General features: G+C 57.5%; 14 protein-coding genes and 2 tRNA genes. 8 read left to right on the top strand and 8 right to left on the bottom strand.

What is annotated here, in order from left to right:
- Positions 1-40: 40 nt before the first annotated feature.
- From ACVWXZ_RS11680 to ACVWXZ_RS11665, 4 genes are all read left to right on the top strand, one after another.
- A complete protein-coding gene (locus tag ACVWXZ_RS11680) occupies positions 41-271 on the top strand; it encodes a DUF4327 family protein (protein ID WP_011433156.1) in 231 nt (76 codons plus the stop codon).
- A gap of 150 nt (positions 272-421) precedes the next feature.
- Positions 422-2,725, top strand: coding sequence for a RelA/SpoT family protein (locus tag ACVWXZ_RS11675; RefSeq protein WP_457403502.1), 2,304 nt, complete (start codon positions 422-424; stop codon positions 2,723-2,725).
- A 730-nt stretch (positions 2,726-3,455) separates the two neighbouring features.
- Positions 3,456-4,832 (top strand): DNA polymerase III subunit beta, encoded by a 1,377-nt coding sequence (gene dnaN / locus ACVWXZ_RS11670; protein ID WP_457403500.1) that lies wholly within the window; start codon positions 3,456-3,458, stop codon positions 4,830-4,832.
- Positions 4,833-5,049: 217 nt separating this feature from the next.
- Positions 5,050-6,267 (top strand): RNA-guided endonuclease InsQ/TnpB family protein, encoded by a 1,218-nt coding sequence (locus ACVWXZ_RS11665; RefSeq protein ID WP_457482543.1) that lies wholly within the window; start codon positions 5,050-5,052, stop codon positions 6,265-6,267.
- Between the two features lie 308 nt (positions 6,268-6,575).
- On the opposite strand, the gene queG is transcribed toward ACVWXZ_RS11665, so the two are convergent.
- The 4 genes from queG to rpsB form a co-directional block, all read right to left on the bottom strand.
- On the bottom strand, positions 6,576-7,577 hold the full coding sequence (gene queG, locus ACVWXZ_RS11660; protein ID WP_457403497.1) for a tRNA epoxyqueuosine(34) reductase QueG: 1,002 nt from the start codon (positions 7,575-7,577) through the stop codon (positions 6,576-6,578).
- Positions 7,578-7,579: 2 nt separating this feature from the next.
- Positions 7,580-8,995 carry an amidohydrolase gene (locus tag ACVWXZ_RS11655; protein ID WP_457482542.1) on the bottom strand — a complete coding sequence of 472 codons (1,416 nt, stop codon included), beginning with the start codon at positions 8,993-8,995 and terminating at the stop codon, positions 7,580-7,582.
- 222 nt (positions 8,996-9,217) lie between these two features.
- Positions 9,218-10,009, bottom strand: coding sequence for a translation elongation factor Ts (gene tsf, locus ACVWXZ_RS11650; protein WP_457384367.1), 792 nt, complete (start codon positions 10,007-10,009; stop codon positions 9,218-9,220).
- A 144-nt stretch (positions 10,010-10,153) separates the two neighbouring features.
- A complete protein-coding gene (gene rpsB, locus ACVWXZ_RS11645; protein WP_414328871.1) occupies positions 10,154-10,948 on the bottom strand; it encodes a 30S ribosomal protein S2 in 795 nt (264 codons plus the stop codon).
- Positions 10,949-11,238: 290 nt separating this feature from the next.
- Here rpsB and ACVWXZ_RS11640 point away from each other — a divergent pair.
- Positions 11,239-11,312, top strand: a tRNA-Pro gene (locus ACVWXZ_RS11640).
- Positions 11,313-11,539: 227 nt separating this feature from the next.
- Here the strand turns inward: ACVWXZ_RS11640 and ACVWXZ_RS11635 are convergent.
- Positions 11,540-13,891, bottom strand: a complete 2,352-nt coding sequence (locus tag ACVWXZ_RS11635; RefSeq protein WP_457482541.1) for an AAA family ATPase — start codon at positions 13,889-13,891, stop codon at positions 11,540-11,542.
- An 89-nt stretch (positions 13,892-13,980) separates the two neighbouring features.
- On the opposite strand from ACVWXZ_RS11635, the gene ACVWXZ_RS11630 reads away from it, so the two are divergent.
- Positions 13,981-14,439 (top strand): gamma-glutamylcyclotransferase family protein, encoded by a 459-nt coding sequence (locus tag ACVWXZ_RS11630; RefSeq protein ID WP_414342279.1) that lies wholly within the window; start codon positions 13,981-13,983, stop codon positions 14,437-14,439.
- Positions 14,440-14,847: 408 nt separating this feature from the next.
- On the opposite strand, the gene ACVWXZ_RS11625 is transcribed toward ACVWXZ_RS11630, so the two are convergent.
- Entirely contained in the window at positions 14,848-16,029 is a 1,182-nt protein-coding gene (locus tag ACVWXZ_RS11625; RefSeq protein ID WP_457482540.1) for an aldo/keto reductase, read from the bottom strand.
- 159 nt (positions 16,030-16,188) lie between these two features.
- Positions 16,189-16,262, bottom strand: a tRNA-Asp gene (locus ACVWXZ_RS11620).
- Positions 16,263-16,311: 49 nt separating this feature from the next.
- On the opposite strand from ACVWXZ_RS11620, the gene ACVWXZ_RS11615 reads away from it, so the two are divergent.
- The gene (locus tag ACVWXZ_RS11615) at positions 16,312-16,815 is read left to right on the top strand and encodes a hypothetical protein (RefSeq protein ID WP_414342275.1); all 504 of its coding nucleotides are present in this window, start codon (positions 16,312-16,314) and stop codon (positions 16,813-16,815) included.
- 257 nt (positions 16,816-17,072) lie between these two features.
- Here the strand turns inward: ACVWXZ_RS11615 and ACVWXZ_RS11610 are convergent, their stop codons facing one another.
- On the bottom strand, positions 17,073-18,716 hold the full coding sequence (locus tag ACVWXZ_RS11610) for a protein kinase domain-containing protein (RefSeq protein WP_457439976.1): 1,644 nt from the start codon (positions 18,714-18,716) through the stop codon (positions 17,073-17,075).
- Between the two features lie 284 nt (positions 18,717-19,000).
- On the opposite strand from ACVWXZ_RS11610, the gene alaS reads away from it, so the two are divergent.
- Positions 19,001-21,655 (top strand): alanine--tRNA ligase, encoded by a 2,655-nt coding sequence (gene alaS, locus ACVWXZ_RS11605; protein ID WP_457482539.1) that lies wholly within the window; start codon positions 19,001-19,003, stop codon positions 21,653-21,655.
- Positions 21,656-21,894 lie beyond the last annotated feature (239 nt).

Raw genomic sequence — 21,894 nt, 5'->3', positions numbered from 1 at the left:
CCTTCGGTGCGTCCCATCCATTCCACGTGTAGGTTAAGCTATGCCCACTTTACAAGCCACCCACTATGCGGTTGAGGCCATCCAGGAGGAAGCTCGTCGCCTCATTCAGCAGGGGGTCTTACGCCGCTCTGCAGCCATTGCCCACCTGCAACCCTTTTTCCCGCAGCGGGAGTGGCAGGCGATTGCCCAAGAGCTGGAGCTGCAAGACTACTGCCCCTCGGATCCCCTCTGCGATTTAATCGGCGACTGCGAGGAGTGGGGCGAAGACTAAGCCTCGATCTGCCGAGGATGGCAAGCGGTCGACGTTGGCAGACAGCCAATGCTTCTTTCTATTCCACCCGTTTTTTCCCTCTTGATCTGTCGGCGGTTAAGCTGGATGAACTATAGTCAGTAATCAAACATCCCTTTTCGCCGGGTTCGCATGGGTCAGACGGCTGTCATTGCCACCTCAGATGGAGGTCTCGACCTGAATAGCCTCGGTTTTGAGGTGCCAGGGTGGCTGCGTGCTCTGCTTTCCGGTGCCGAGGATCCCGGCGATGGGCTGCGGCCTTACACGGCTGAAGAAGCCAATCTGCTGCGCCGTGCCTTTGAGTTTTCTTACTGTTTGCATCAGGGCCAAAAACGCAAATCAGGGGATCCCTACATTGCCCATCCGGTAGCCGTGGCCACTCTCCTGCGGGAGCTGGGGGGAGATGCGGTGACAGTGGCAGCCGGCCTTTTGCACGATGTTATTGAGGATACAGAAGTTACCCCAGAAGCCCTGGAAGCTGAATTCGGCTCTGAAGTTCGCCTACTGGTAGAAGGAGTTACCAAACTCTCTAAGTTCAATTTCTCCAGCAAAACCGAGCAGCAAGCGGAAAATTTCCGCCGCATGTTTGTGGCCATGGCCAAAGACATTCGAGTCATCGTGGTCAAGCTGGCGGATCGCTTGCACAACATGCGCACCCTGCAGTATCTCTCCCCCAGCAAGCAACGGCAGATTGCAGCCGAAACAATGGAAATTTTCGCCCCTTTGGCCAACCGGCTGGGGATCTGGCACTTCAAATGGGAACTGGAAGACTTGGCTTTTAAGTATCTGGACTACGAGGCTTACCGGAAGATTCAGGAATTGGTCAACGCCAAGCGCGCCGAGCGAGAGGCCGAGATCCAAGCTTTTATCGAAGAGCTGCGGCAGAACCTTCTTCAAGCGGGGCTGGAACATTTCGAGATCAGCGGGCGGCCCAAACATTTGTACAGCATCTATCGCAAGATGCAGCAGCAGCGCAAAGAATTTCACGAGATTTACGATCTCTCAGCAGTTCGGGTAATCGTACATACCAACAGCGAGTGCTATCGGGTGCTGGCAGTCGTTCACAACTGCTTTCGCCCCATCCCTGGGCGTTTCAAAGACTACATTGGTCTGCCCAAGGCCAATCGTTACCAATCTTTGCATACGGCGGTGATTGGCCCGCAGGGAAGACCGGTGGAGGTGCAGATCCGCACCGAAGAGATGCACCGCGTGGCTGAGTACGGGATCGCCGCCCACTGGAAGTACAAGGAGGCCGGCAGCACCACCGTCAAGGCGGACGAGGAGCGCTTCACCTGGCTGCGGCAGCTCTTGGAGTGGCAAAACGACCTCAAAGACGACAAAGAGTATCTGGACACCCTTCGCGAGAATCTGTTTGAGAGCGAGGTTTACGTTTTCACGCCCAAGGGGGACTTGCTGGCCCTGCCCCAGGGATCCTGTCCGGTGGACTTCGCCTATCGCATCCACTCCGAAATTGGGGATCACTGTGCAGGAGCGCGGGTAAACAACAAGATCGTGCCCCTGGATACCCGCCTGCGCAACGGCGACATTGTGCAGATCATCACGCACAAAAATGCCCATCCCAGCCTGGACTGGATCAATTTCGTTGCCACCAGCTCTGCCCGCAATCGCATTCGCCAATGGTTTAAGCGCTCCAATCGCGAGCAAAACATCGCGCGGGGCCGGCATTTGCTGGAGCGGGAGCTGGGCAAAACGGGCTTTGATGCCCTGCTCAAATCAGAGCGGATGCAGAAGGTGGCCGAAAAGCTCAACTACGCCAGCGTAGAGGATTTGTTAGCCGCTCTGGGTTATGGTGAGACAACCCCCACGCTGGTGATCCATCGGCTGCAGGAGGTCAGCAGGCCGGCAGTATCTGCTCCCACAGAGGAGGAATCGCTTGAGGGATCCAAGCTGTTGTTGCCACGGGCTTCTGCGGCTCCCAGTTCTATCAAATCCCAATCTCCCATTCTGGGGGTGGAGGGTCTGAAACACCAGTTGGCCAAGTGTTGTAATCCGCTGCCGGGGGATCCGATCTTGGGCGTGGTCACCCGCTTTAAGGGTATTAGTATCCACCATCAGGACTGTCCACGGGTGGCTCAGGTTTCGGGGGAACGCCTGGTGCCAGTACGCTGGAACGAAGAGCAACTGCGGCAGAGCACCCAGATCTACCCGGTAGAACTGCATCTGGAGGTTATCGACCGCGTCGGGGTGCTGCGGGACATCCTTTCCCGCCTATCGGATCAAGGCATTAATGTTCGCAATGCTAAGGTACAAACTTTTGCCAACCGCACCGCCCTGATCGATCTCTGTATCGATGTACGTGATAAGAAACAGCTCACCCAGGTTCAAAGTCAACTGCGCCAGCTTTCTGACGTGATCGTGCTGCGCTCCCGCCATCACCAAAACGGATCCCGTCGACCCACAGCCGGCCCCTCGTAGGTACGGATTTTGATGCCCTTCCTTCGCGACCTGCTTCTGCGACAGCTTTACAGTCGCTTGCGGGTCCGCTTTAGGTCAGGCGCTGCCCCATCCTGACCTTCTTTGCCGCCTCCAGCAGCGCAGAGCGCTTTTCTGCCCTTCTTGTGTCTTGCTAAGGATCCCGTGTTGGCTCACAGGCGACCAGACAAGACCAACCAGCCTAGAGCGACGTCCCAGGCTTCCTTCGATAGCCTGTGGAAAACCTGGGGAAATCCAGCGAAGCCCGCCCAAGCTCCGATGGAGTTCCTGGCCATATCTAGGGGGAGGACTCACTACATTACGGGATCCTACACTGACTGTGTGTTAATTTTTATGAATTTGTCAGGAAATCACAACATTAGCCTGTGGAAAACCTGTGGAAAAACCTGAAAAATTTGTGGAAAACCTGTGGAAAAACCCCCCAAGTTATTAACAGGTATAAATACTCTGTGGAAAAGTGGCCAAGTTATCCACAGTTTTTCCACAGGTGGGGAATAAGCTCAAAAGCTCATGGCGCAAGGTGTTGACGATCACTTTCCACAGTTTCCACAGCCCCTACTACTACTAGATCAAAAAATTAAATTAGGCAGGGATCGAAATTTCAGATCTGTCCTACGCGCGAGGCAAATTTTCCAAAACTCGACCGCAAGGGAAGGGATCCAACCGGGGCAGTCGGTGTAGGATCTGCGTGTGCAGCCCTCAAGTGCCCCCCATGGTGCAAGCTCAACGTCCTGTGGATCGAGAACTCGAGGCCGAGTCATTTGCGGCAGTGTTGCGCAGCAGCAAGACTGCAGCTCCTCAGCGTGGGGAGGGATACCTTGACGGGGCCGTGGACTCGTCTCCGGAGGGTTTCAGCTTCACCTGCGAGCAAGCCGATCTCAGCCACCACCTCACTTCCGTTGGACGGGCTGTGGCCAGCCGCCCCGCCCTGCCCGTTTTGGCCAACGTGTTGGTAGAGGTCGATGCGGAAACTCAACGGGTTGCCCTCACTGCCTTTGACTTGAACTTGTGCATTCGCAGCGAGTTCGAGGCTCAGGTCAGGGGATCCGGTCGCACCACCCTGCCGGCCAAGCTGCTCAGCGACATCGTCAGCCGTCTGCCCAGCGGCCCAGTGACTCTTGACGCGAGCAGCCAAGCCAAGGAGAGTGCCCCTGTGATTCTCATGTCGGCAGCCGGCCAGTACCAAGTGCGCAGCATGTCGGCTGAAGAGTACCCCACCCTACCGGAAATACTGCTCCGCACCGCCGACGCAGATGGCGATTTTGTGGGGGAGGAAAGCCCAACAGCTCAGGCCCTGGAGCTGCCCATCGAGAGCCTGTTGCAAGGGATCGGCCAAACCCTTTTTGCGGCCTCTGGAGATGAGACCAAGCAGGTGCTCACAGGGGTGCATGTCAAGCTCTTGGCGGGGGATCCCCCTTGCCTGGAGTTTGCAGCCACCGATGGGCACCGTCTGGCGATGGTGCAGGTGGAGGCCGAAGGGATCCCGGTTGCTTCGGCCCATGGGGAAATAGGGTTGGATTTCACCATTCCCGCTCGCACTTTGCGAGAGGTGGAGCGCATCCTCGGCACCCAGACCGTCGCCTCTACGGTGGAGCTGAGGTTTGACCGATCCCAGGTGCAGTTTGTGCTGCCTCCTCGCGCCAGCAAAACGCAGTGCCAACAGCGGATCACCAGCCGCCTTTTGGAGGGCCAATATCCCGACTACAACCGCCTGATTCCCAGGCAATTTGAGCGGCAGATAACCCTGGAGCGTCGGCCTTTGATTGAGTCGCTGGAACGGGTGGGAGTACTTGCTGCCCAAAGAAACGACATCGTCAAGTTCAATCTTTCTGCCGCAACCCAAACCCTGCGCATCAGCACCGAGGCGCCCGATGTGGGCAGTGGCGAGGAATCGTTGCCAGTGCAGATGTCTGGTCCTGACCTGGAGCTGGCCTTCAATGTGCGTTACCTGCTGGATGCCCTCAGGGTGTTTCATACGCAGCAGGTGAGCCTGGAGCTAAACGGCGCCACGCAGCCGGCCATCTGGAAGCCCCTTGGGGCAATGCGGCTCTGTTATTTGGTTATGCCGGTGCAGCTACGGGCTACCTAGTCTTAGGAGAGCTCCACCCAGCTCTAGTCCAAAACTCTCAAGGTCATCTCAGTACAAATCTACAGTTGTTTGCATTGCCCCCTCTCCCAGAGGGAAAGGAGCCAGGGATGGTCGCGGAAGCGGCGCCGAGCGTTCAGCTAGAAATCGCAGGAGCCCCGCACTGTACCCGTAGGGTCACTGCCGGGAGGAATGCGCTTTGATGAAGTACAATGAACTTATGAGCCAAGTCCTGACCATATCCTGCAAGCTCAAGGTGTCCCCGTCGCAAGCCGCCAAATTGGACGCGACTTTGGAGGCTTTTGGCCAAGCCTTGAATTGGGTCAACCAGAACACGCCGGAGAAGATCGTCAACGCGGTCAAGCTGCAATCCCTTTGCTACTACGAGATTCGAGCCCGGTTTGGCTTGTCCAGTAACTTGGCTCAACAGGTGTGCAGACGGGTAGCGGGTTCCCGCAAAGTGGCTAAGCAGAAAAAGCGTCCCGTCAAGGAGTTTAAGAGCGGCTTTGTTACCTACGACGCTCGCATCTTTTCGTTCCGTCAAAAAGACTGGACGGTGTCGCTCACCACGGTGGAAGGGAGAGAACGCTTTGAACTGGCCATTGGCAACTACCAGCGTGGGATGCTGGCTGGTTCCAACCCCAAAGCTGCCACCCTGGTCAAGCGCAAAGATGGCTCCTACTACATCCAGATTTGCGTAGAGAAAAAACCACCCAAGCAACAAGATACCGACAAGGTGATCGGGGTGGACTTTGGAAGGACAGATATTGCCCATACGTCAGAGGGTGATAACTGGAATGGACAGCAGTTGAACAGAGTCCGAGACCACTACTCCCGGTTGAGGGCGGTACTCCAACGCAAAGCCAGCAAGGGCACACGCAGTTCGCGGCGCAGATGCAGAGAACTGTTGCAACGGCTGTCTGGCAAGGAGAGACGCTTTCAGTCGCGTCAGCGTTGCGTAGCAAAAACGTGGGTCAATCATCGCATCTCCAAAGCTATTGTCTCTAGGGCAAAAGCTACCAACAGCGCTATTGCTCTGGAAGACCTGACAGGGATCCGGGAAAGGGTCAATCAACAGCCACGCAGCAAAACCGAAAGGCGCAGGGCCAACAGTTGGGCGTTCTACCAACTACGTCAATTTCTGGAATACAAGGCGAGGGTTGCAGGGGTTTCTCTGATTCTTGTGCCGCCTGCTTACACGTCGCAGACCTGCCACCGGTGTTTGCACATCCATCCCGACCCTGCGCAATCCTACCGCAGTGGCAAGTCGTTCAAGTGTGGGCACTGTGGATGGGAAGGGGATGCGGATTTGAATGGTGCGAATGTGATTGCGCTCTTGGGGGCTGTCGTAAACCAGCCTAGAGGTCCGGGCTTGTTTTGTTCTCTGGTAGAGCAGAACAGGCTCAGGGCTACTGAAAGCCCGCTCCGTACCGCTTAGCGGTCGGAGCCGGGTAGTTTACGGAGTGTCCTAATCTAGCTTGAAATGACCGTGTTTTAGGTGGGGCTACTGTGTTTGAGTCGATCCAGCTCAAACAAAGCGGTGGGTAAACTCCTGCACCAAGTCCACACGTCCTTTGCGCAAAACCGCTCCCACGAGAGCAAGACCATGGCGGCCCAGCACTGTGGCCTCAGAAAGAGGGTAGGGCATGTATGTTAGCTTGCGTCCCTGGCCCAGAGACAATAGCCCCACCATTTTCTGGCGCCGGCCTCGAGGCCGCAAGATCCTGCTAGGAAAGCGTATCCAAGTTAAGTAGAGGGGGCTTCCAAATCGTTGCTGCCAGCTGCAGAGCTGGAATTGCCTTCCAGGGCTGCTTGGGCGTTGCGGCGCAGGCGGTGGGCCTTGAGCCGGCGCAGGGCAGAGGCCGGAAACTTGTGGTCGAATTCCCGATCATCGATCCGGGCCAGCTCCTGGAGATCGGGGGCAACGTTCCAAGGGTAAGGCTGAAAATCCGGGATCCCACTGGGTTGGGCAAAGCGTTGGTTCCAAGGGCAGACCTCCTGGCAGATGTCACAGCCGGCCACCCAGTTGTGCAGGTTCTGGGCAATCTTGGCAGGGATCCGCTCAGCGTGGCTTTCTAGAGTGTGGTAGGCAACGCAGCGGCGGGAATCCACCACCCCTGGGCTGACGATGGCCTGCGTGGGGCAAGCCTCTAGGCAGCGGGTACAGGTGCCGCAGTGAGCGGTGTGGGGCTGGTCAGGGAGCAACGGCAGGGTGGTCAGGATCACTCCCAGAAACACCCAGGAGCCGTACTCGCGGGTGAGCAACAGGCTGTTTTTGCCGATCCAACCCAAGCCCGCCTGCATGGCCCAGGGCTTTTCCGCCACCGGGCCGGTATCCACGTAGAATCGACCCGTATGATTTGGGAACTGGGCTTGCATCCAGAGGTGGAGTTGTTTGAGCCGCCGTCCCAACACGCGGTGATAATCTCGACCCCAAGCGTAGCGGGAGATCTTGCCCTTGCCGGGATCCTGGCTGTGGCGGATGGGGGTGTAGTAATTCAAAGCCACACAGACCAACGACTGCACCCCCGGCAGCACCTGCTTTGGATCCATTCGCCGGGGATCGGCCATCCAGGCCATGTCGGCGGCCATGCCCGCAGCCAGCCAAGCTTGCAGACCCCGCAAGTCGGGGGGATCCTCTATGCTGGCAATGCCGACTTTGTCAAAACCCAGGGCCAGGGCCTGTCGTTTCACCTGCGCAGTGGCTCTGGACCAGTCGACCTCTGAACCCGCAGGGATCCCTGCCATGGCTATGCCGGCAAACCCATCACGCGGCGGTAGCGGGCCTCCAGCTGTGCCACCTGCTGGGAGCGGCGGGAGGGATCCCAGGTGCTGTGGGCAAACAGATCCTGCCGCAGCTTGGCCACATCCACCGTCGTCACGGCTCCGCTGGACACCACCTGTTTTCCTCGCACCCAAACGCTATGCACTGCCTGGGTGGGCCGACCCAACACCAGCAGCCCAATGGGATCGGTACGGGGCAACAGCGACAGTTGGGTGAGATCGTACAGCACCAGATCCGCTTGCTTGCCCACTTCCAGGGATCCCAGCTCCTCCCCTAGCCCCAGGCCAATGGCCCCACCGCGGGAGGCCATCTCCACACTCTCGCGGGGCGAGATCCAGTGGCGGTAGTCGGGATCGGTGATGTTGTGCAGGATGGTGCCGATTTTGATGGCCTCCAGGAGATCCTGGGAATCGTTGCTGGCGGATCCATCGCAGCCAAAGGCCACGTTCACCCCTGCCCGGCGATAGTTCAAAATGGGGGCAATGCCGCTGCCCAGGCGCAGGTTGCTCAGGGGGTTGTGAACAACGGTAGAGCCGGTGCGGGCCAAGATCTCGATATCGGCATCGCTGAGCCAGACGCAGTGGGCCAAGGAAGTTTTCCGGTCTAGGTAGCCCAAGCGCTCCAGATGCTCCACAGCACTACAGCCGTACTTTTCCTGGGCCAACATCTGCTGGGCGCGGGTTTCCAACAGGTGGGCGTGGCGGGGTAGGTCATACTTCTGGCTTAACTCCGCACAGCCCTTGAACAGCTCGTCTGAGCACAGTTGGATCCCTGTGGGAGCCACCATGAGGGTAATGCCCTCTTCTGGCCGGTGAAAGCGCTGCACCGCCTCTTCCACAATGGCCAGCACCTCTGCTGTGGAGAGGGGATAGGTTTCCGGCTCCCGATCCCAAGAGGAGCTGCTGGGCAACCCCCGAGAGAGAGCCTGATCCTGGATCAAGGGGCCCACGAAGGCGCGGATCCCGACTTCTCGGTAGGCCCGTACCGCCGCCTCAATGGTGGCCAACTCTTGGCCTGGGATCAACACCAGATGATCCACCACCGAGGTGCCCCCCGTCAGCAGGGTTTCCACCGCCGTCCCCAGCGCGCTGAGATAGATTTTTTCCGGATCCGGCGGCGAGTACTCGTGCAGTTGTGCCAGCCACAGCTCCAGCGGATAGGGCGGTATGATCCCTCGTTGCCACATTTCGGAAGAATGGGTGTGGGCATTGACAAAGCCCGGCAGCAAGAGTTGGTTACTGGCATCCAGTTCCAGGCTGTCTGCGCCCATTGCGGGTAACCCTCTGCCTATGGCAGCAATCCGTTCCCCCTCGATTCGCACATCTGCGGTTTCGTAGCCGGTGGCGGTGGGAATTAACGCATTGCGCAAGATAAAACTCATGCCCGGGATCCAAAAAGGCCGTCTGCTACCTTAGCGTGCTGGAGTTAACCCTGCCAAGGCGGGAGGATCAGAACATTTGCATGCATAACCTAGCCTTTCCCCCAAGGGATACCCAAGCGTAGTGGTTATAGAACTGCCGACATAGAGGTGCCCACACTCTCCATAACGCAGTTTCAACGCCTCTGCACCGCCGACATGGCCCTACAGCTCAGCCTTGACCGGCTATTTCTTTTTCTTGGCGGAGCCTTTTTTGGCCGGCTTGCTCTCGGCAGCAGGGGCCGGTTCTGGGGCAGGTTCTTCAGGAGGAGCGGGTGGAGTCTCTTCCACTTTGGGGGCCTCTGCCGGCTTGAGACCGGCTTGAGCGGCAACCTCAGCAGCAAAATCCACTTCTTCTTTCTCGATCCCCTCTCCCAGGACAAAGCGCACAAACCGCCGCACCCGAATGTTTTCCCCCAGTTTGGCAATGTGCTGCTTGACCAATTCCTCCACCGTGATCGAGGAATCTTTAATAAAGGGTTGATCCAACAGGGATAACTCTTTCAGGCGCTTTTCGATGCGACCTTGCACGATCTTCTCGCGTATGTTCTCCGGCTTATTGGCCAGATCTTCTTTGCCCATTTCAATGGCTTTTTCCCGCTCCACCACTTCAGCAGGGATCTGGTCAACGCTGACGTATTCTACGTTTTGGCAGGCGGCAATCTGCTTGGCGATGTCTTGCACCAGTTTCTTAAAATCTTCGCTGCGGGCCACGAAGTCCGTCTCGCAGTTCACTTCCACCAACACCCCAATTCGATTGCCGAAGTGGATGTAGCTGTCAACTGCCCCCTCTGCCGCGACGCGACTGGCCTTTTTGGCTGCCCCTGCCAACCCTTTCTGTCGCAGCCAGGTGATGGCTTTCTCCATATCGCCACCGGAATCTTCCAGGGCTTTTTTGCAGTCCATCATGCCTGCGCCCGTCTTTTCGCGCAGCTCTTTGACCAGTTTGGCATCAATGCTCATGAGGGCTCCTCGAATGAAAGAACGGGAAGAATGTGGCGGGATATGAGTGAGAATGAGCGGGCTTCGGTAGAATTGTAAACCTAGATTTCAAGAATACACGCCTCTGGATAGGGAACAGGCAGGGAAGTGCCCGGATTGCACGGGATCCCTGCCCTCGGTCTAGCCTTCCTCGGCTTCTCCTTCTTCTTCGTCCTCCATGTCTTCCAGCATGTCGTCGTCCAGATCCATCGCCCCTTCGTAGTCGTACTCATCCTCCTCAACGGTGTCGAGCTGCCCATGCCGCCCTTCGTAGATGGCATCCGCCAGCTTGCCTACAATCAGCTTAATCGCTCGAATGGCATCGTCGTTAGAGGGAATGAAGATATCGCTGAGATCGGGGTCGCAGTTGGTGTCCAGGAGTGAGATGATCGGGATGTTCAGCTTGATACATTCCTGAACGGCGTTGGCCTCCCGCCGCTGATCGACGATGATCACCGCATCGGGGAGCTTGCGCATCGTTTTAATGCCGCCCAAGTACTTTTCCAGCCTGGCCAACTCTCGCCGCAGACGGCTGGCCTCTTGTTTGGGCAGGCGATCCAGAAGACCACTGCTCTCCATCTCCTCAATTTCTTTGAGGCGGTCGATGCGGGTTTTGATGGTGGCCCAGTTGGTGAGCATACCCCCCAACCAGCGCTGGTTGACATAGTAGCTGCCACAGCGACGAGCCTCTTGAGCGATGATCCCGGCAGCTTGCCGTTTGGTGCCCACAAACAGGAAGCGCCAACCCCTGTCAGCAGCATCCCGCACATACTCGTAGGCTTCGTTCAGATAGCGGGCCGTCTGCACCAAATCGATAATGTGGATGCCGTTCCGCTCGGTAAAGATGTAGGGCCGCATTTTCGGGTTCCAGCGGCTGGCCTTGTGGCCGAAGTGAACCCCTGCCTCCAACAGTTGAGGCAAACTGACTACGCTCATGAGTTTTTCCTCTCCTACGGGTTAGCCTCCGCCCGAACGGATCCCAGTTACGGCCTTCCCGCCGGTTACCTGCACAGAGCGCTCTACCCCCATTGGCAAGGAACTCAGGAGCTGTTGCAGCAAACCGCGAAAGGGCTGTAAGGACACCCGGTGGTTCAGGCGTGCGATTTCTTAACGGCTTAACTAAGCTAGCATGTTTTCCACGGGATCCCGCAGCTTGGGGTTAACTCTGGCCGCGATCCGATGCTAGACTAGCTAGGCACTTCATGGGCTTCTACCCGTAAGTGCGTCGGGGCGTAGCGCAGCTTGGTAGCGCACCACTTTGGGGTAGTGGGGGTCGTGGGTTCAAATCCCGCCGCTCCGATACTGAGTAATCAGGGGAGGGCTTGAGCCGGACAAAGCCCACTATGCTGGAAACTTTGAGGTACTTTGGCTCCGCTGTCAATCCCTTGCCATTGGCTCCGTTGATCGGCAGCCTTAAGAATCAGGTCACAAGCTTGGCCGGACAATATGGGATCCCGGTTTTACGGTGCTGGATCCCGATGCGGAGCCGACCTTGAACAACATGGGGTTTCGACGGATCTGGAGCGCTTAATCACGGCCCAGGATCCAGGCAATAAGGGGGGGATCCCTGTGGTCAAGATAATACCGAACGGCTGAGGTCAGGTCTAGCTCCAAGTCGCGGTTTTGGATGTCGGTGATCATTCTGTACATCAGCTCCAGGTGAATGCGATCCTCTTTGGTGAGCAGCTCATACTTGCCATTAGGGCTGTTGTTGAGGGCAGCCAAGGCCGCTTGGGTGGCAGTAGCTGTTGGAGAAGGAGGCTTGAGGCGGGCGTCCCGCAGCAAGAGAAACTGAAGCCCAGGGTGAGCAATCACCAATTGGTTGAAGTTATTGACCTGCCAATACATGCTGCCAGCAGCCACTTGGATAAAGGCAATCACCCGCTTTTGGCTGGGGAAATAGAGGTGATCTGGAAGCTTGCGTTTGCCCAGCTTCAGGGCACTCATGGGGACAGGATGGATCCCTTGCAGGGCATTGACGATGGTGCGCAATTTGCCGATATCGGCTGTGCTGTCGATGATCGCCTCTTGGGGATAGGCGGCGCGGAGCTGAGCCTCAGTGGTGCGGAGATAGGGATCCAGCGTCTCAACAAGATCGGCAGATGGGCTGGGATCCCGAAGGGGTGGAGATAGAACGATGGAGGGGCCGTGGGCAGGCAGAAGGGGGATGAGCAGTTGTTTGAGGGTTTGCAGCTCAGTTTCGAGCCGCTGGACACGGGCGGCTAGATTGCTGGCAGTGGGTACAACTTGCACCTGGGGAGGGAGAGGGATCCCGTTGATGTAGTGGCGATAGTAGGCTGAGGCCCGGTTGAGAATGGCCCGGATCGAGGGTTGGCTGAGGATATCGCTGAGGTCATCGGCGGTAAAGAGAGCTTGGAGGTGGATCCCTGAGGGCAGACGGGTTTGCAGAAGGGTTTGAAGCTGGGGAAGAGAGGGGAGATCTAGGGAGAGGACGGTTTGGGAGAGGCGATCGACGGTAGCCCGGTCAAATTGGGTTTGGAAATGTTGCCAACGGTCGGGGAACAGATTGAGGATAAACAGACTGTTGGGAATACGGGTAAAAAGCTCTTTTAGAGCATCGCCAAAGTTGAGAAGGATATCTCGATTTTCCTCTCGGCCCAAAGCTTCCAATTGGTCGAAGACAATGATCAGGGGCTGGTCGAGCAGCGAAAGCCTGCCGATGACTTTCATCCCTTCTAGGGCAAAGGTGTTGCGATCCAGATCTGCACTCCAAGGGGGCAACCCAATCAAGTTGGTTTCTTCAGGATCCAGGTCGGTACCGCTGAGCCAGCGGATGATCTGGTGACGGCGGTTGGGATCCCTGTAGCTGCAGTATTTGATGATGCCCTTGAGAATGTTTTCGGTGGAACCGGTAAGGAAGTTTTGCTCTGCCCACCAGCGCAGAACCAGTTTTTCAATGGCTTGCCATTGCTGACGACGACGCTCGCTGCCTTCTGCTCCCAGGCGATGAAAGAGGTTGAGGGGATCCGCCGTGAGAAGGGAGAGAAGCTCTTCAGTTTTTGAGGTTTGGGGGAAGGTTTTCAAGATTTCCACAAAGCTCTTGGCAATCAAGTAGTCGAGCTGGGTGTGGTGATGGGCATCTACCCGTTCGCGCAGGGATTCCAGGGTGTGGCTGTAGATGTGGTGGTAGATGTTGTCGGGATGGGTGGGCTGAGGGATAAACAGGAGACGGTTGTGGCGCAGGAGGTTTTGGGCCACCCGCATGATCAGGTGGGTCTTGCCGGATCCAGGTTCTCCCAGTAAGACAACCCCTCGGCTCTGGTGGTTGGGATCCCGTTGGATGTCCTGTAGGGTGGCAGTGAGCTGCTGGTACTGAGGCTGATAGATGGTGGTCTCGTCGGGATAATGCTGAAAGGGATTGTCAACTCTGCTGTTGGCGAAAGGATTGGGAACATTCTGGGCTTTGAGCTGAGCGTGGGTGAGGTGGCGATAGAGGTGGTAGGTAAAGAGGGCATCGTAGCTGGCGTCGTGGGCCAGTTTGGAGTTGAAGTAACCGCTCTCCAGTTGGATCCCGAGATGTTTGCTGAGATACTCTAGGCTGTAACCGGCAAGGTTGGGAAAACATTGCTTGGCGGCTGACCAAGTACAGAAGATGGGGTTAGGAAGCCAATCTTGGTTAACTTGGTCAAAGGCTTGTTTAAGGATTTTTAGGTCGTGATCTGCATGGTGGAAAACAAGAGTCTTGCCTTGTGCCAAGCGCCGCAGGTCAGCAACGATTTGGGCCAAAGGTTTGGGCTGGGGGTGGTGGGGCGAGTATTCTTGGGTGTAGGCATGGTAAATAAGCTTGCCGCTGCTGTCGATAAGGGCGATCTCTTCCAGGTTGGCGTTGCCCTCGGTGTCGATAACCAAGTAGCTCATGGAGGGGCGGGATCCCGTGATGCTAATGTGCTCAATATCTCAGTGTAATTCTGGGTAGGCGGGTTCACCCGACACCAAGGGAACTAGAGATGAGTGAGCAGTGGTATTTTGCATACGGAAGTAACCTAGATGCCCAGCAGATGGGACACCGTGCTGTTGATTTCAAGGAAGCTAGGCGTGCTCGTTTGCAGGGATACCGCCTGACGTTCAACAAGCGCGGCAACGATGGAACCGGCAAGGCCAACATTGTCCGGGATCCCTCTGGGGTTGTGTGGGGAGTTGCCTATCTGTGCAGCTCGGACAGGCTGGAGAGGATGGATCGGTATGAAGGAATTCCGGGAGGTCATTACCGTCGCCAGCAGGTTCAGGTTCGAAGCGATGAGGGTGAAGTGATCGAAGCAATGACTTACGTGGCGGGAGATTCATTCATTGATGATTCATTGATCCCAAGCGAGGGATATCTTCAAGGAATCTTGAAGGGGGCACGAGAGCATGGGCTTCCCCCCGACTACATTCATCAAATTGAAGCGATGGGGTTGGGTGGCTGAGAGCACTCTGTCCAAGGGGATTGAGGCTGCTGGCAAACAGGTTCCTGCCCCTGACCTTAAGATGGAGCCTCAAACCAGGTGGGTTGATCCCGAACGGTTTTGGCAGCGTCCAGATCCAAGAGAGTGCGGCCTATCCGATAAAAGTGACGGCACATCCGTTGGCAATCCGAAAGGTCGGCGACTGTTATCTCAATCACCTACAACCATGCCAAACAGGCCACAGTAAAAGGCTGGCCATCGCAATGGTACTCCTCTTGCGTCTACAGATGCGGTGGGGCTAGTGTTGCCAGACTCTCATCTAACTCAGTAACTGTTCTTGCAACACGGAGTTTCTCAATAAAACGATGTAGTCTTGAATCTCTTGCGGAAGCATTTTAATACCGTCAAACGGGGGGATCCCTGAGCAAGCTAGCTCTGAGATAGGCGCTTCACCTCAGCTCCAGAGAGCAGGCGATGGGCTTCATGCAACAAGGCCGGGATCCGGTCGCGGTGGGGGCTGTGGATGAGATAGGGTCGCAGGGCTTCGGCATCCACTTTGTCTGCCCGCTGGCCGGGGAGCCAACTGCCGGCATTGCCCAACAGGTTGTAACGGCTCTTGGCATAGTCCACCAAGTCATAGGCCAAGACCAAATTGCGCAGCAGCAGAATGAACGGGATATTCACTTGTCCGGGGGTTTGGTCGTAGCGAGGCAGGCCCTGGTGCCAAGTTTTGGCGTAGTGTTCCCCCACCTGCTCGATCAAAGCTTGCTCTAGGCGGGCCAGGATCGGCGGCAACAGCTCATCAGCCCGATCCAACAGCTCCACCGCCCGCAGGTGCTCATCAAAATCGCTGGGTCGGGCCGCCCCAATGCTGAGGGTGTGAACCTGGGGATGGGACAGACAGAACAGGTCGTTGAAGACCATCGGGCTGAGGGGTTGGCACAACTGCACCAGCTTGGCGGGCGGATCGTAAAGCTTGCCCCCCTTATCCGAGGGACTGATGATGAATACCCCCATATCCTGCTGGGCGGCAGCCTCAATGGCGGGCCAGTTGGTTTGGTTGACAAAGTACCAGTGTAGGTTGACGTAATCAAAGCCCCCTGACTGTATGGCTTCCACAATCAACTCCGTTGGCCCATGGGTGGAGAAGCCGACAAAACGCACCCGTCCCTGCCGTACTAGGCGCTGACACACCTCCAGGCACCCCCCTGGACGCAGGCTGTGTTCCAAGTCTTCCCAGGTGTTCAACCCGTGGATGGCCAGCAGATCCACATAATCGAGGTTCAAGTAGCTCATCGATTGCTCGAACTTGGCCAGGAACTGCTGCGGGTCGGCGCTGGGGCCAATTTTCGTCTGCACAATCAGATCTTGCCGGGGAAAGAGCGGCAAAATGCGGCCCAACTGCATTTCAGAAGTGCCATAGCCGCGGGCAGTTTCGATGTGGTTGATGCCCACCTCCAAGGCCCGGCGAATCGTCGCCTCCAGGTTCTGCTGGCTTGCCGCTGGGATCCCTGACCAAGGAGTATCTTGCCAGCTGTGTTGATAGCGCATGCCACCACAGCTCAGCACGGGCATAGACAGCTCGGTACGCCCAAATCTGCGATACTGCATGGTTTTTCCCCTGGACTAAGCCCCATTTTAGAGTGGCCCCACCGCCGAAGCTTAAACCCCAGGCCGACCGCGTTGCGCAGCAGTCTCCATCAGAAATCAGATCAGTCTGGAGATATGAGGCTGCAGGGGAGCGACTAAGCTAGAGTGTTCTCAAGAGTACGGGGCTGACGGGGCTCGAACCCGCAACTTCCGCCGTGACAGGGCGGTGCTCTAACCAATTGAACTACAGCCCCAATCGCTGCGAATATCTATTCTGGATGTGAATGAGGATTGTTGTCAATCATGGTGGTTAGTTTGGCAGCACAGGCCGCAACCCTTGTGGATACTGCTCCCCAAAACGGGATCCCGACGGCGGCGATGCAACAGGTGGCGGATGTGCTCACTCAGGTGGCCCAACACCTGGATCACCTGCAATACACCACCTTGCGCTACCCCGATGGCGGCTGGCTGACGGTGCGGGTGGTCGAGGATCCTGCTGCTGGCGACTCATCCTCAGAGGGATCCCAGCCGACGACCCATCTGTGGATCCCGGCCTTCGGCCACCTGGAAGATGCCCACACCACGCTGGCAGAGCTTAAGGATCGAGCGCCGGAGCTGGAGACCGCTTCTTTTGGGGTCTTGGAGCTGTTGTTCTTGGCGTTGGGCCTTTCTCGGGCCGATGGTATTGTCTTTTACGACCAAGCTGGGGATCGGCAACAGGGCAAGACCGTGGCCTGCCGAGCTTTGATGGAACAGGTCAATCAATCGCTTCGCAGATGGGCCTCTCCACCCCCTTCAATGGCTTGAGCTCTTGAACTTTTCTCTTTGTATGGTTTTGTGGTCATTTCGATTCAAACTAGGACAAAGCGTTGAATGCGGAGGGCCAGAAGGCTTTTCTAAGGACTCCGTCCCGCCGGCGCGATAGGACTCCGTCCCGCTGGCGCGAGCAGTAGCCCGGACGTCTCATCCTAACCTGAAACAACTATAAAACTATTAAAGATCTATAAAGCTTAAAGATCGCAACGCAAAATTCCAGATCCGCCAGATCCGCAATCCGCCCTGCGTCAGCTCAAAATGGCTCCCTGCCGACGGGCAAACTTCCGCAGCTTCTCGTCCATCTGTGCCCCTCGCAGATCTGCTTTGCAAAAGTTGGTGAAGCGCTTGCTCTTTTCTTCTGGGTATCGAGCCAAACGAACCCCACCGCCCATCGACCAGATCACCGAGCTGGCCACCACCAAGGCGATCCCAGCCGCTCCCAACGCATAAACCAAATTGCCCGTGGTCAGGCGGACAAGCAAAAAGGCCAGGATCCCTGAGCCCAGCAGCCCCCCCAAGCCTGTCAGGATCCCTCCCAATGTTTTGGCCGATCCAGACAGTTGGATCAAAACCCTCAGCCAGTAGGGTTGAGGGGTGTTGAAGAGGATGCCGCGCAGATCCGCCCCCTGCAAGTTGGCCCCTGAGAAATCGGCCCCCCGCAGATCGGCCTGGCGCAAATCATAGCCGGCTAGGTTTTGGTTGGCAAAGGACTTTCCCCGTAGATCGGCCCCCGCCATGGAAGGGATCCGCGGTGGGGTAGCCGGCTTGATCCGTCCGCTGCCTGTGATGCTGCTGGCTCGGCCCAGTTGGGTAAAACCGGTGGTGCTCCCCCACTCAGAGGGGATGGATAGCGGGCTGCTGGCTGTCATTCCCCCTGCAGTGAACTGAGGTAGGGGTGTGGGCGAGAAACCGCCTGAGCGGCGCTTGGCCCAGTAGCCGGAGATCACCGATGTGCTGGGATTGGCAGACAGGGGGGAGTTGGGCAACACAATCGGTGCTTCTTCCACCGGGATCCCTTGCAGCGCCCGCAAGACCTCGGTGGCGGTGGCAAAGCGCTGATTGATGGCCGGCTGCAACATGCGGTGCAGAATGGCGTCGAATTCCGGGCTGAGCTGCAGGCAATCCGACCAATCCCACTGTCCCGTTTCATGGTTATAAAACTTGGCCGGAGATTCCAACGTCATCAAGTTGATGCAGGTGGCAGCCAAGGCATAGAGATCGCTAGAGGGACCGACCGCCTGGCCGGCTACTTGCTCCGGGGGAGAAAAGCCAAGGGAGCGAATGGCCGTCGCCTCTTCTGCCGAATCCTGGCCCGGGCCGAGCTGCTTGACGGCCCCAAAGTCGATCAGCACCAATCGACCATCTTCTTTGCGACGAATCAGGTTGGCGGGTTTAATGTCTCGGTGAACCGTGTTTTGGCTGTGGACATAGCTGAGGATCAGCAGCACCTCCTGCATCACCTGCCGGGTTTGTTTTTCGGAGAAGGGCCCATTGCGACGCATTTCTTGGGAGAGGGTGGTGCCCTGGATAAATTCCTGCACCAAGTAGAACTTGTCGCCTTCCTGAAAGTGGGCGTAGAGCTTGGGGATCTGCGAATGTTCGCCCAGGCGCTCCAACACTTGGGCCTCGCGATTGAAGAGCTCCTCCGCCAGCTTGGCCAGTTGCGGGGATCCCTCGACCGGGCGCAACTGCTTGATCACCCGCCAAGGTTTGGAGGGCATGTCCTCATCCCGCGCCAAAAAGGTAGAGCCAAATCCCCCCTGGCCGATGCGCTTGAAGGCCCGGTAGCGATTGCGCAGCAGGAGGGGATGGCCACAAGAGGCACAGGTAGAGGCATCCGCCGGGTTTTCCGGGTGCAAACAGGCAGGGTTAAGGCAGTAGCAAGTGGGCATACCAGTTTGGGGTTACCGGCTGGCGATCCGGACAACCGAGACGGAGCCAAGAAGTCGGCAGGCAAGTTGTGAGAGATACATACAGGTTAGACCAAGAAGAAACAAATCTTGCACAACTGCCTCAGATAGGCTGATCTTAGCGTCTGCCCGCCCTGAGGTTAATCGGACAAATCGCTTAGGTTTTCGGCGGATGGGGTTTGGTGGAACAGAGGAGAACAACAAGGGCTGGACTGCCCTGCAGAGGGAAAACTTAGAATTGATGAATACAGCCATCTTCGCCTGTCATGTTTCCAGCTCTTTCCGGTGCCGCCATTCGGCAAACTTTTCTGGACTTCTACGCTCAGCGGGGCCACCAGGTGTTGCCCAGCGCCTCCTTGGTGCCAGAAGATCCAACGGTGCTGCTGACCATTGCTGGCATGTTGCCCTTTAAGCCCATTTTCCTGGGGCAACGGGATCCGGAGTACCCACGGGTTACAACGGCCCAGAAATGTGTGCGCACCAACGACATCGAGAATGTGGGCCGAACGGCGCGCCACCACACCTTCTTCGAGATGCTGGGCAACTTCAGCTTTGGCGACTACTTCAAAAAGGAGGCCATCGCCTGGGCCTGGGAGCTGGTGACGGAGGTGTTCGGCCTGCCCCCGGAACGGCTGGTGGTGAGCGTCTTTCGCGAAGATGAGGAGGCTTTTGCCCTCTGGCGAGATGAGATAGGGATCCCGGCCCACCGCATCCAGCGCATGGGAGAGGCGGATAATTTCTGGGCTGCCGGCCCCACCGGCCCCTGTGGCCCTTGTTCTGAGATTTACTACGACTTCAAGCCGGAGCTGGGGGATGAGCGGATCGATTTGGAGGATGACTCCCGCTTTCTGGAGATCTACAACCTGGTGTTCATGGAGCTGAACCGGGATAGCGAAGGTCACCTGATGCCGCTGGCCAAGCAAAACATCGACACCGGCCTGGGGTTGGAGCGGTTGGCCCAAGTGTTGCAGGGGGTGCCCAACAACTACGAGACGGACTTGATCTTTCCCATCATTCAAACGGCGGCTGGGATCGCCGGGCTGAACTACTCCAAGGCCAACCCGGAGCAGCAGATCTCTCTGAAGGTGATCGGGGATCACGCGCGGGCAGTGATGCACTTGATTGCCGATGGGGTGCTTCCTTCCAATGTGGATCGGGGCTATGTGCTGCGGCGGCTGATCCGGCGGATGGTGCGCCACGGTCGGTTGCTGGGGATCGGCGAGCCTTTCACCATCCCGGTGATCGAGACCGCGATTCAGTTGGCCGAGGCTGCCTATCCTCAGGTGCGGGAGCGAGAAACCCTGATCAAGACCGAGCTGCAACGGGAGGAAGAGCAGTTTCTCAAAACCCTGGAGCGGGGGGAACGGCTACTGCTGGATTTGTTTACTGCTGTCGAATCTTCCCGCCGTGACAGCAGCTCGCCAAAGCAGATCTCCGGCGCCGACGCCTTCAAGCTCTTCGATACCTACGGTTTTCCGCTGGAGCTAACCCAAGAAATTGCCCAGGAACACGGCTTCAGCGTGGATCTGGAGGGCTTTGAACAAGAAATGGAGAAACAGCGGCAGCGGGCCCGCGCCGCCCACCAAACCATCGACCTCACAGCCCAGGGATCCCTGGACGAGTTGGCGGATTTCCTCAGCCAAACGGAGTTTTTGGGATACAGCCAATCTTCCGCCCGCGGCGTGGTCGAGGCCCTGTTGGTCGAGGGAAAATCGGTGCCCCAAGTGGAGGCAGGGCAGGCAGTGCAGGTCGTTTTGGATCGCACGCCCTTCTACGCCGAGTCCGGCGGGCAAATTGGCGACCGGGGCTACCTTTCTGGGGACGGCCTGCTGGTGCGGATTGAAGATGTGCAAAAGCAAGGGGATCTGTTCGTTCACTTTGGCCATGTGGAACGCGGGATCCTGCGGGTGGGGGATCCCGTCCAAGCCCAAATCGACCTGGCCTGTCGGCGGCGCGCCCAAGCCCACCACACCGCCACCCACCTGCTGCAGGCAGCCCTGAAAAGAATTGTCGATCCCTCGATTGGTCAGGCAGGATCCCTGGTGGCTTTTGACCGGCTGCGCTTTGATTTCACCCTATCCCGGCCAGTCACCCCTGAGGAGCTGGAACAGATCGAGAACTTGGTGAACACCTGGATCGCCGAGGCCCATGCTGCTCAGGTGGCGATCATGCCCTTGGCCGAGGCCAAAGCCAGAGGTGCTGTGGCCATGTTCGGGGAAAAATACGGCGCTGAGGTGCGGGTAATCGACTTTGCGGGGGTGTCGATGGAGCTGTGCGGTGGCACCCATGTCAACAACACCGCCGAGATCGGCCTGTTCAAGATCATCGCCGAGACCGGGGTGGCTGCCGGGATCCGTCGCATCGAGGCCGTGGCCGGGCCGGCTGTACTGGAATACCTGAACGAGCGGGACAGGGTGGTGCGGGAGCTGAGCGCCCAATTCAAAGCCAAGCCCCAGGAACTGCCGGAGCGGGTTGCCGCCCTACAGGCGGAGCTGAAAGCTGCCCAGAAGGAACTGGAAGAGGTGCGCAGCCAGTTGGCCTTGGTGCAGGCCGAACGTTTGCTGGCCCAAGCGGTTGCCGTCGGAGATCTCAAGGTGCTGGTGGCCGAGCTGGGATCCACCACCCCTGAGGCCCTCAAAACCGCTGCCGAGCATCTGCTCCACAAGCTGGGGGAAGGGGCAGTGGTGCTGGGATCGGTGCCGGAAGCCGGCAAGGTCAGCCTGGTGGCTGCCTTTAGCCCTGCGGTGCAGCAACTTGGCCTGAAGGCGGGATCCTTCGTCGGCGAGATCGCCAAACTGACTGGGGGCGGTGGTGGCGGACGGCCCAACTTGGCCCAAGCTGGGGGCAAACAGCCGGAGAAATTGGCAGAGGCTTTGCAGGTGGCCCGGGAGCGGTTGCAAGCGGAGCTGATCTCGCGCTAGCGGAGCGAAGCCCCTTTGAGCAGCAACAGGCCGTCCATCAGCCACTACAGTCGTTCAGTTTAGAGTGCTGTTCAGTTTAGGGTGAGACGCCTGGGCTATTGAGGGAAGCCTTCTGGCCGCGTATGGGGTTATGGGTTTAGTGTCCTAGGTCGTGTTGATCTTATGTTAGGATAGAGAGAATAATTTATAGAGGAAAGAGGATGAAGTTGGTTTTTTTAGATGAAAACAAATGGCAGAAG

Source organism: Thermostichus sp. MS-CIW-38 (genome assembly GCF_054058415.1).
The sequence above is the reverse complement of the archived record's forward strand: the minus strand, read 5'-3'. Positions and strand labels throughout refer to the sequence as shown.

Excerpts from the sequence above, each read along its gene's own strand:
- ACVWXZ_RS11680 (WP_011433156.1), top strand. The coding sequence starts at position 41 with ATGCCCACTTTACAAGCCACCCACTATGCGGTTGAGGCCATCCAGGAG.
- ACVWXZ_RS11675 (WP_457403502.1), top strand. The coding sequence starts at position 422 with ATGGGTCAGACGGCTGTCATTGCCACCTCAGATGGAGGTCTCGACCTG.
- dnaN (WP_457403500.1), top strand. The coding sequence starts at position 3,456 with ATGGTGCAAGCTCAACGTCCTGTGGATCGAGAACTCGAGGCCGAGTCA.
- ACVWXZ_RS11665 (WP_457482543.1), top strand. The coding sequence starts at position 5,050 with ATGAGCCAAGTCCTGACCATATCCTGCAAGCTCAAGGTGTCCCCGTCG.
- queG (WP_457403497.1), bottom strand. The coding sequence starts at position 7,577 with ATGGCAGGGATCCCTGCGGGTTCAGAGGTCGACTGGTCCAGAGCCACT.
- ACVWXZ_RS11655 (WP_457482542.1), bottom strand. The coding sequence starts at position 8,995 with ATGAGTTTTATCTTGCGCAATGCGTTAATTCCCACCGCCACCGGCTAC.
- rpsB (WP_414328871.1), bottom strand. The coding sequence starts at position 10,948 with ATGAGCGTAGTCAGTTTGCCTCAACTGTTGGAGGCAGGGGTTCACTTC.
- ACVWXZ_RS11635 (WP_457482541.1), bottom strand. The coding sequence starts at position 13,891 with ATGAGCTACTTGGTTATCGACACCGAGGGCAACGCCAACCTGGAAGAG.
- ACVWXZ_RS11630 (WP_414342279.1), top strand. The coding sequence starts at position 13,981 with ATGAGTGAGCAGTGGTATTTTGCATACGGAAGTAACCTAGATGCCCAG.
- ACVWXZ_RS11625 (WP_457482540.1), bottom strand. The coding sequence starts at position 16,029 with ATGCAGTATCGCAGATTTGGGCGTACCGAGCTGTCTATGCCCGTGCTG.
- ACVWXZ_RS11615 (WP_414342275.1), top strand. The coding sequence starts at position 16,312 with ATGGTGGTTAGTTTGGCAGCACAGGCCGCAACCCTTGTGGATACTGCT.
- ACVWXZ_RS11610 (WP_457439976.1), bottom strand. The coding sequence starts at position 18,716 with ATGCCCACTTGCTACTGCCTTAACCCTGCCTGTTTGCACCCGGAAAAC.
- alaS (WP_457482539.1), top strand. The coding sequence starts at position 19,001 with ATGTTTCCAGCTCTTTCCGGTGCCGCCATTCGGCAAACTTTTCTGGAC.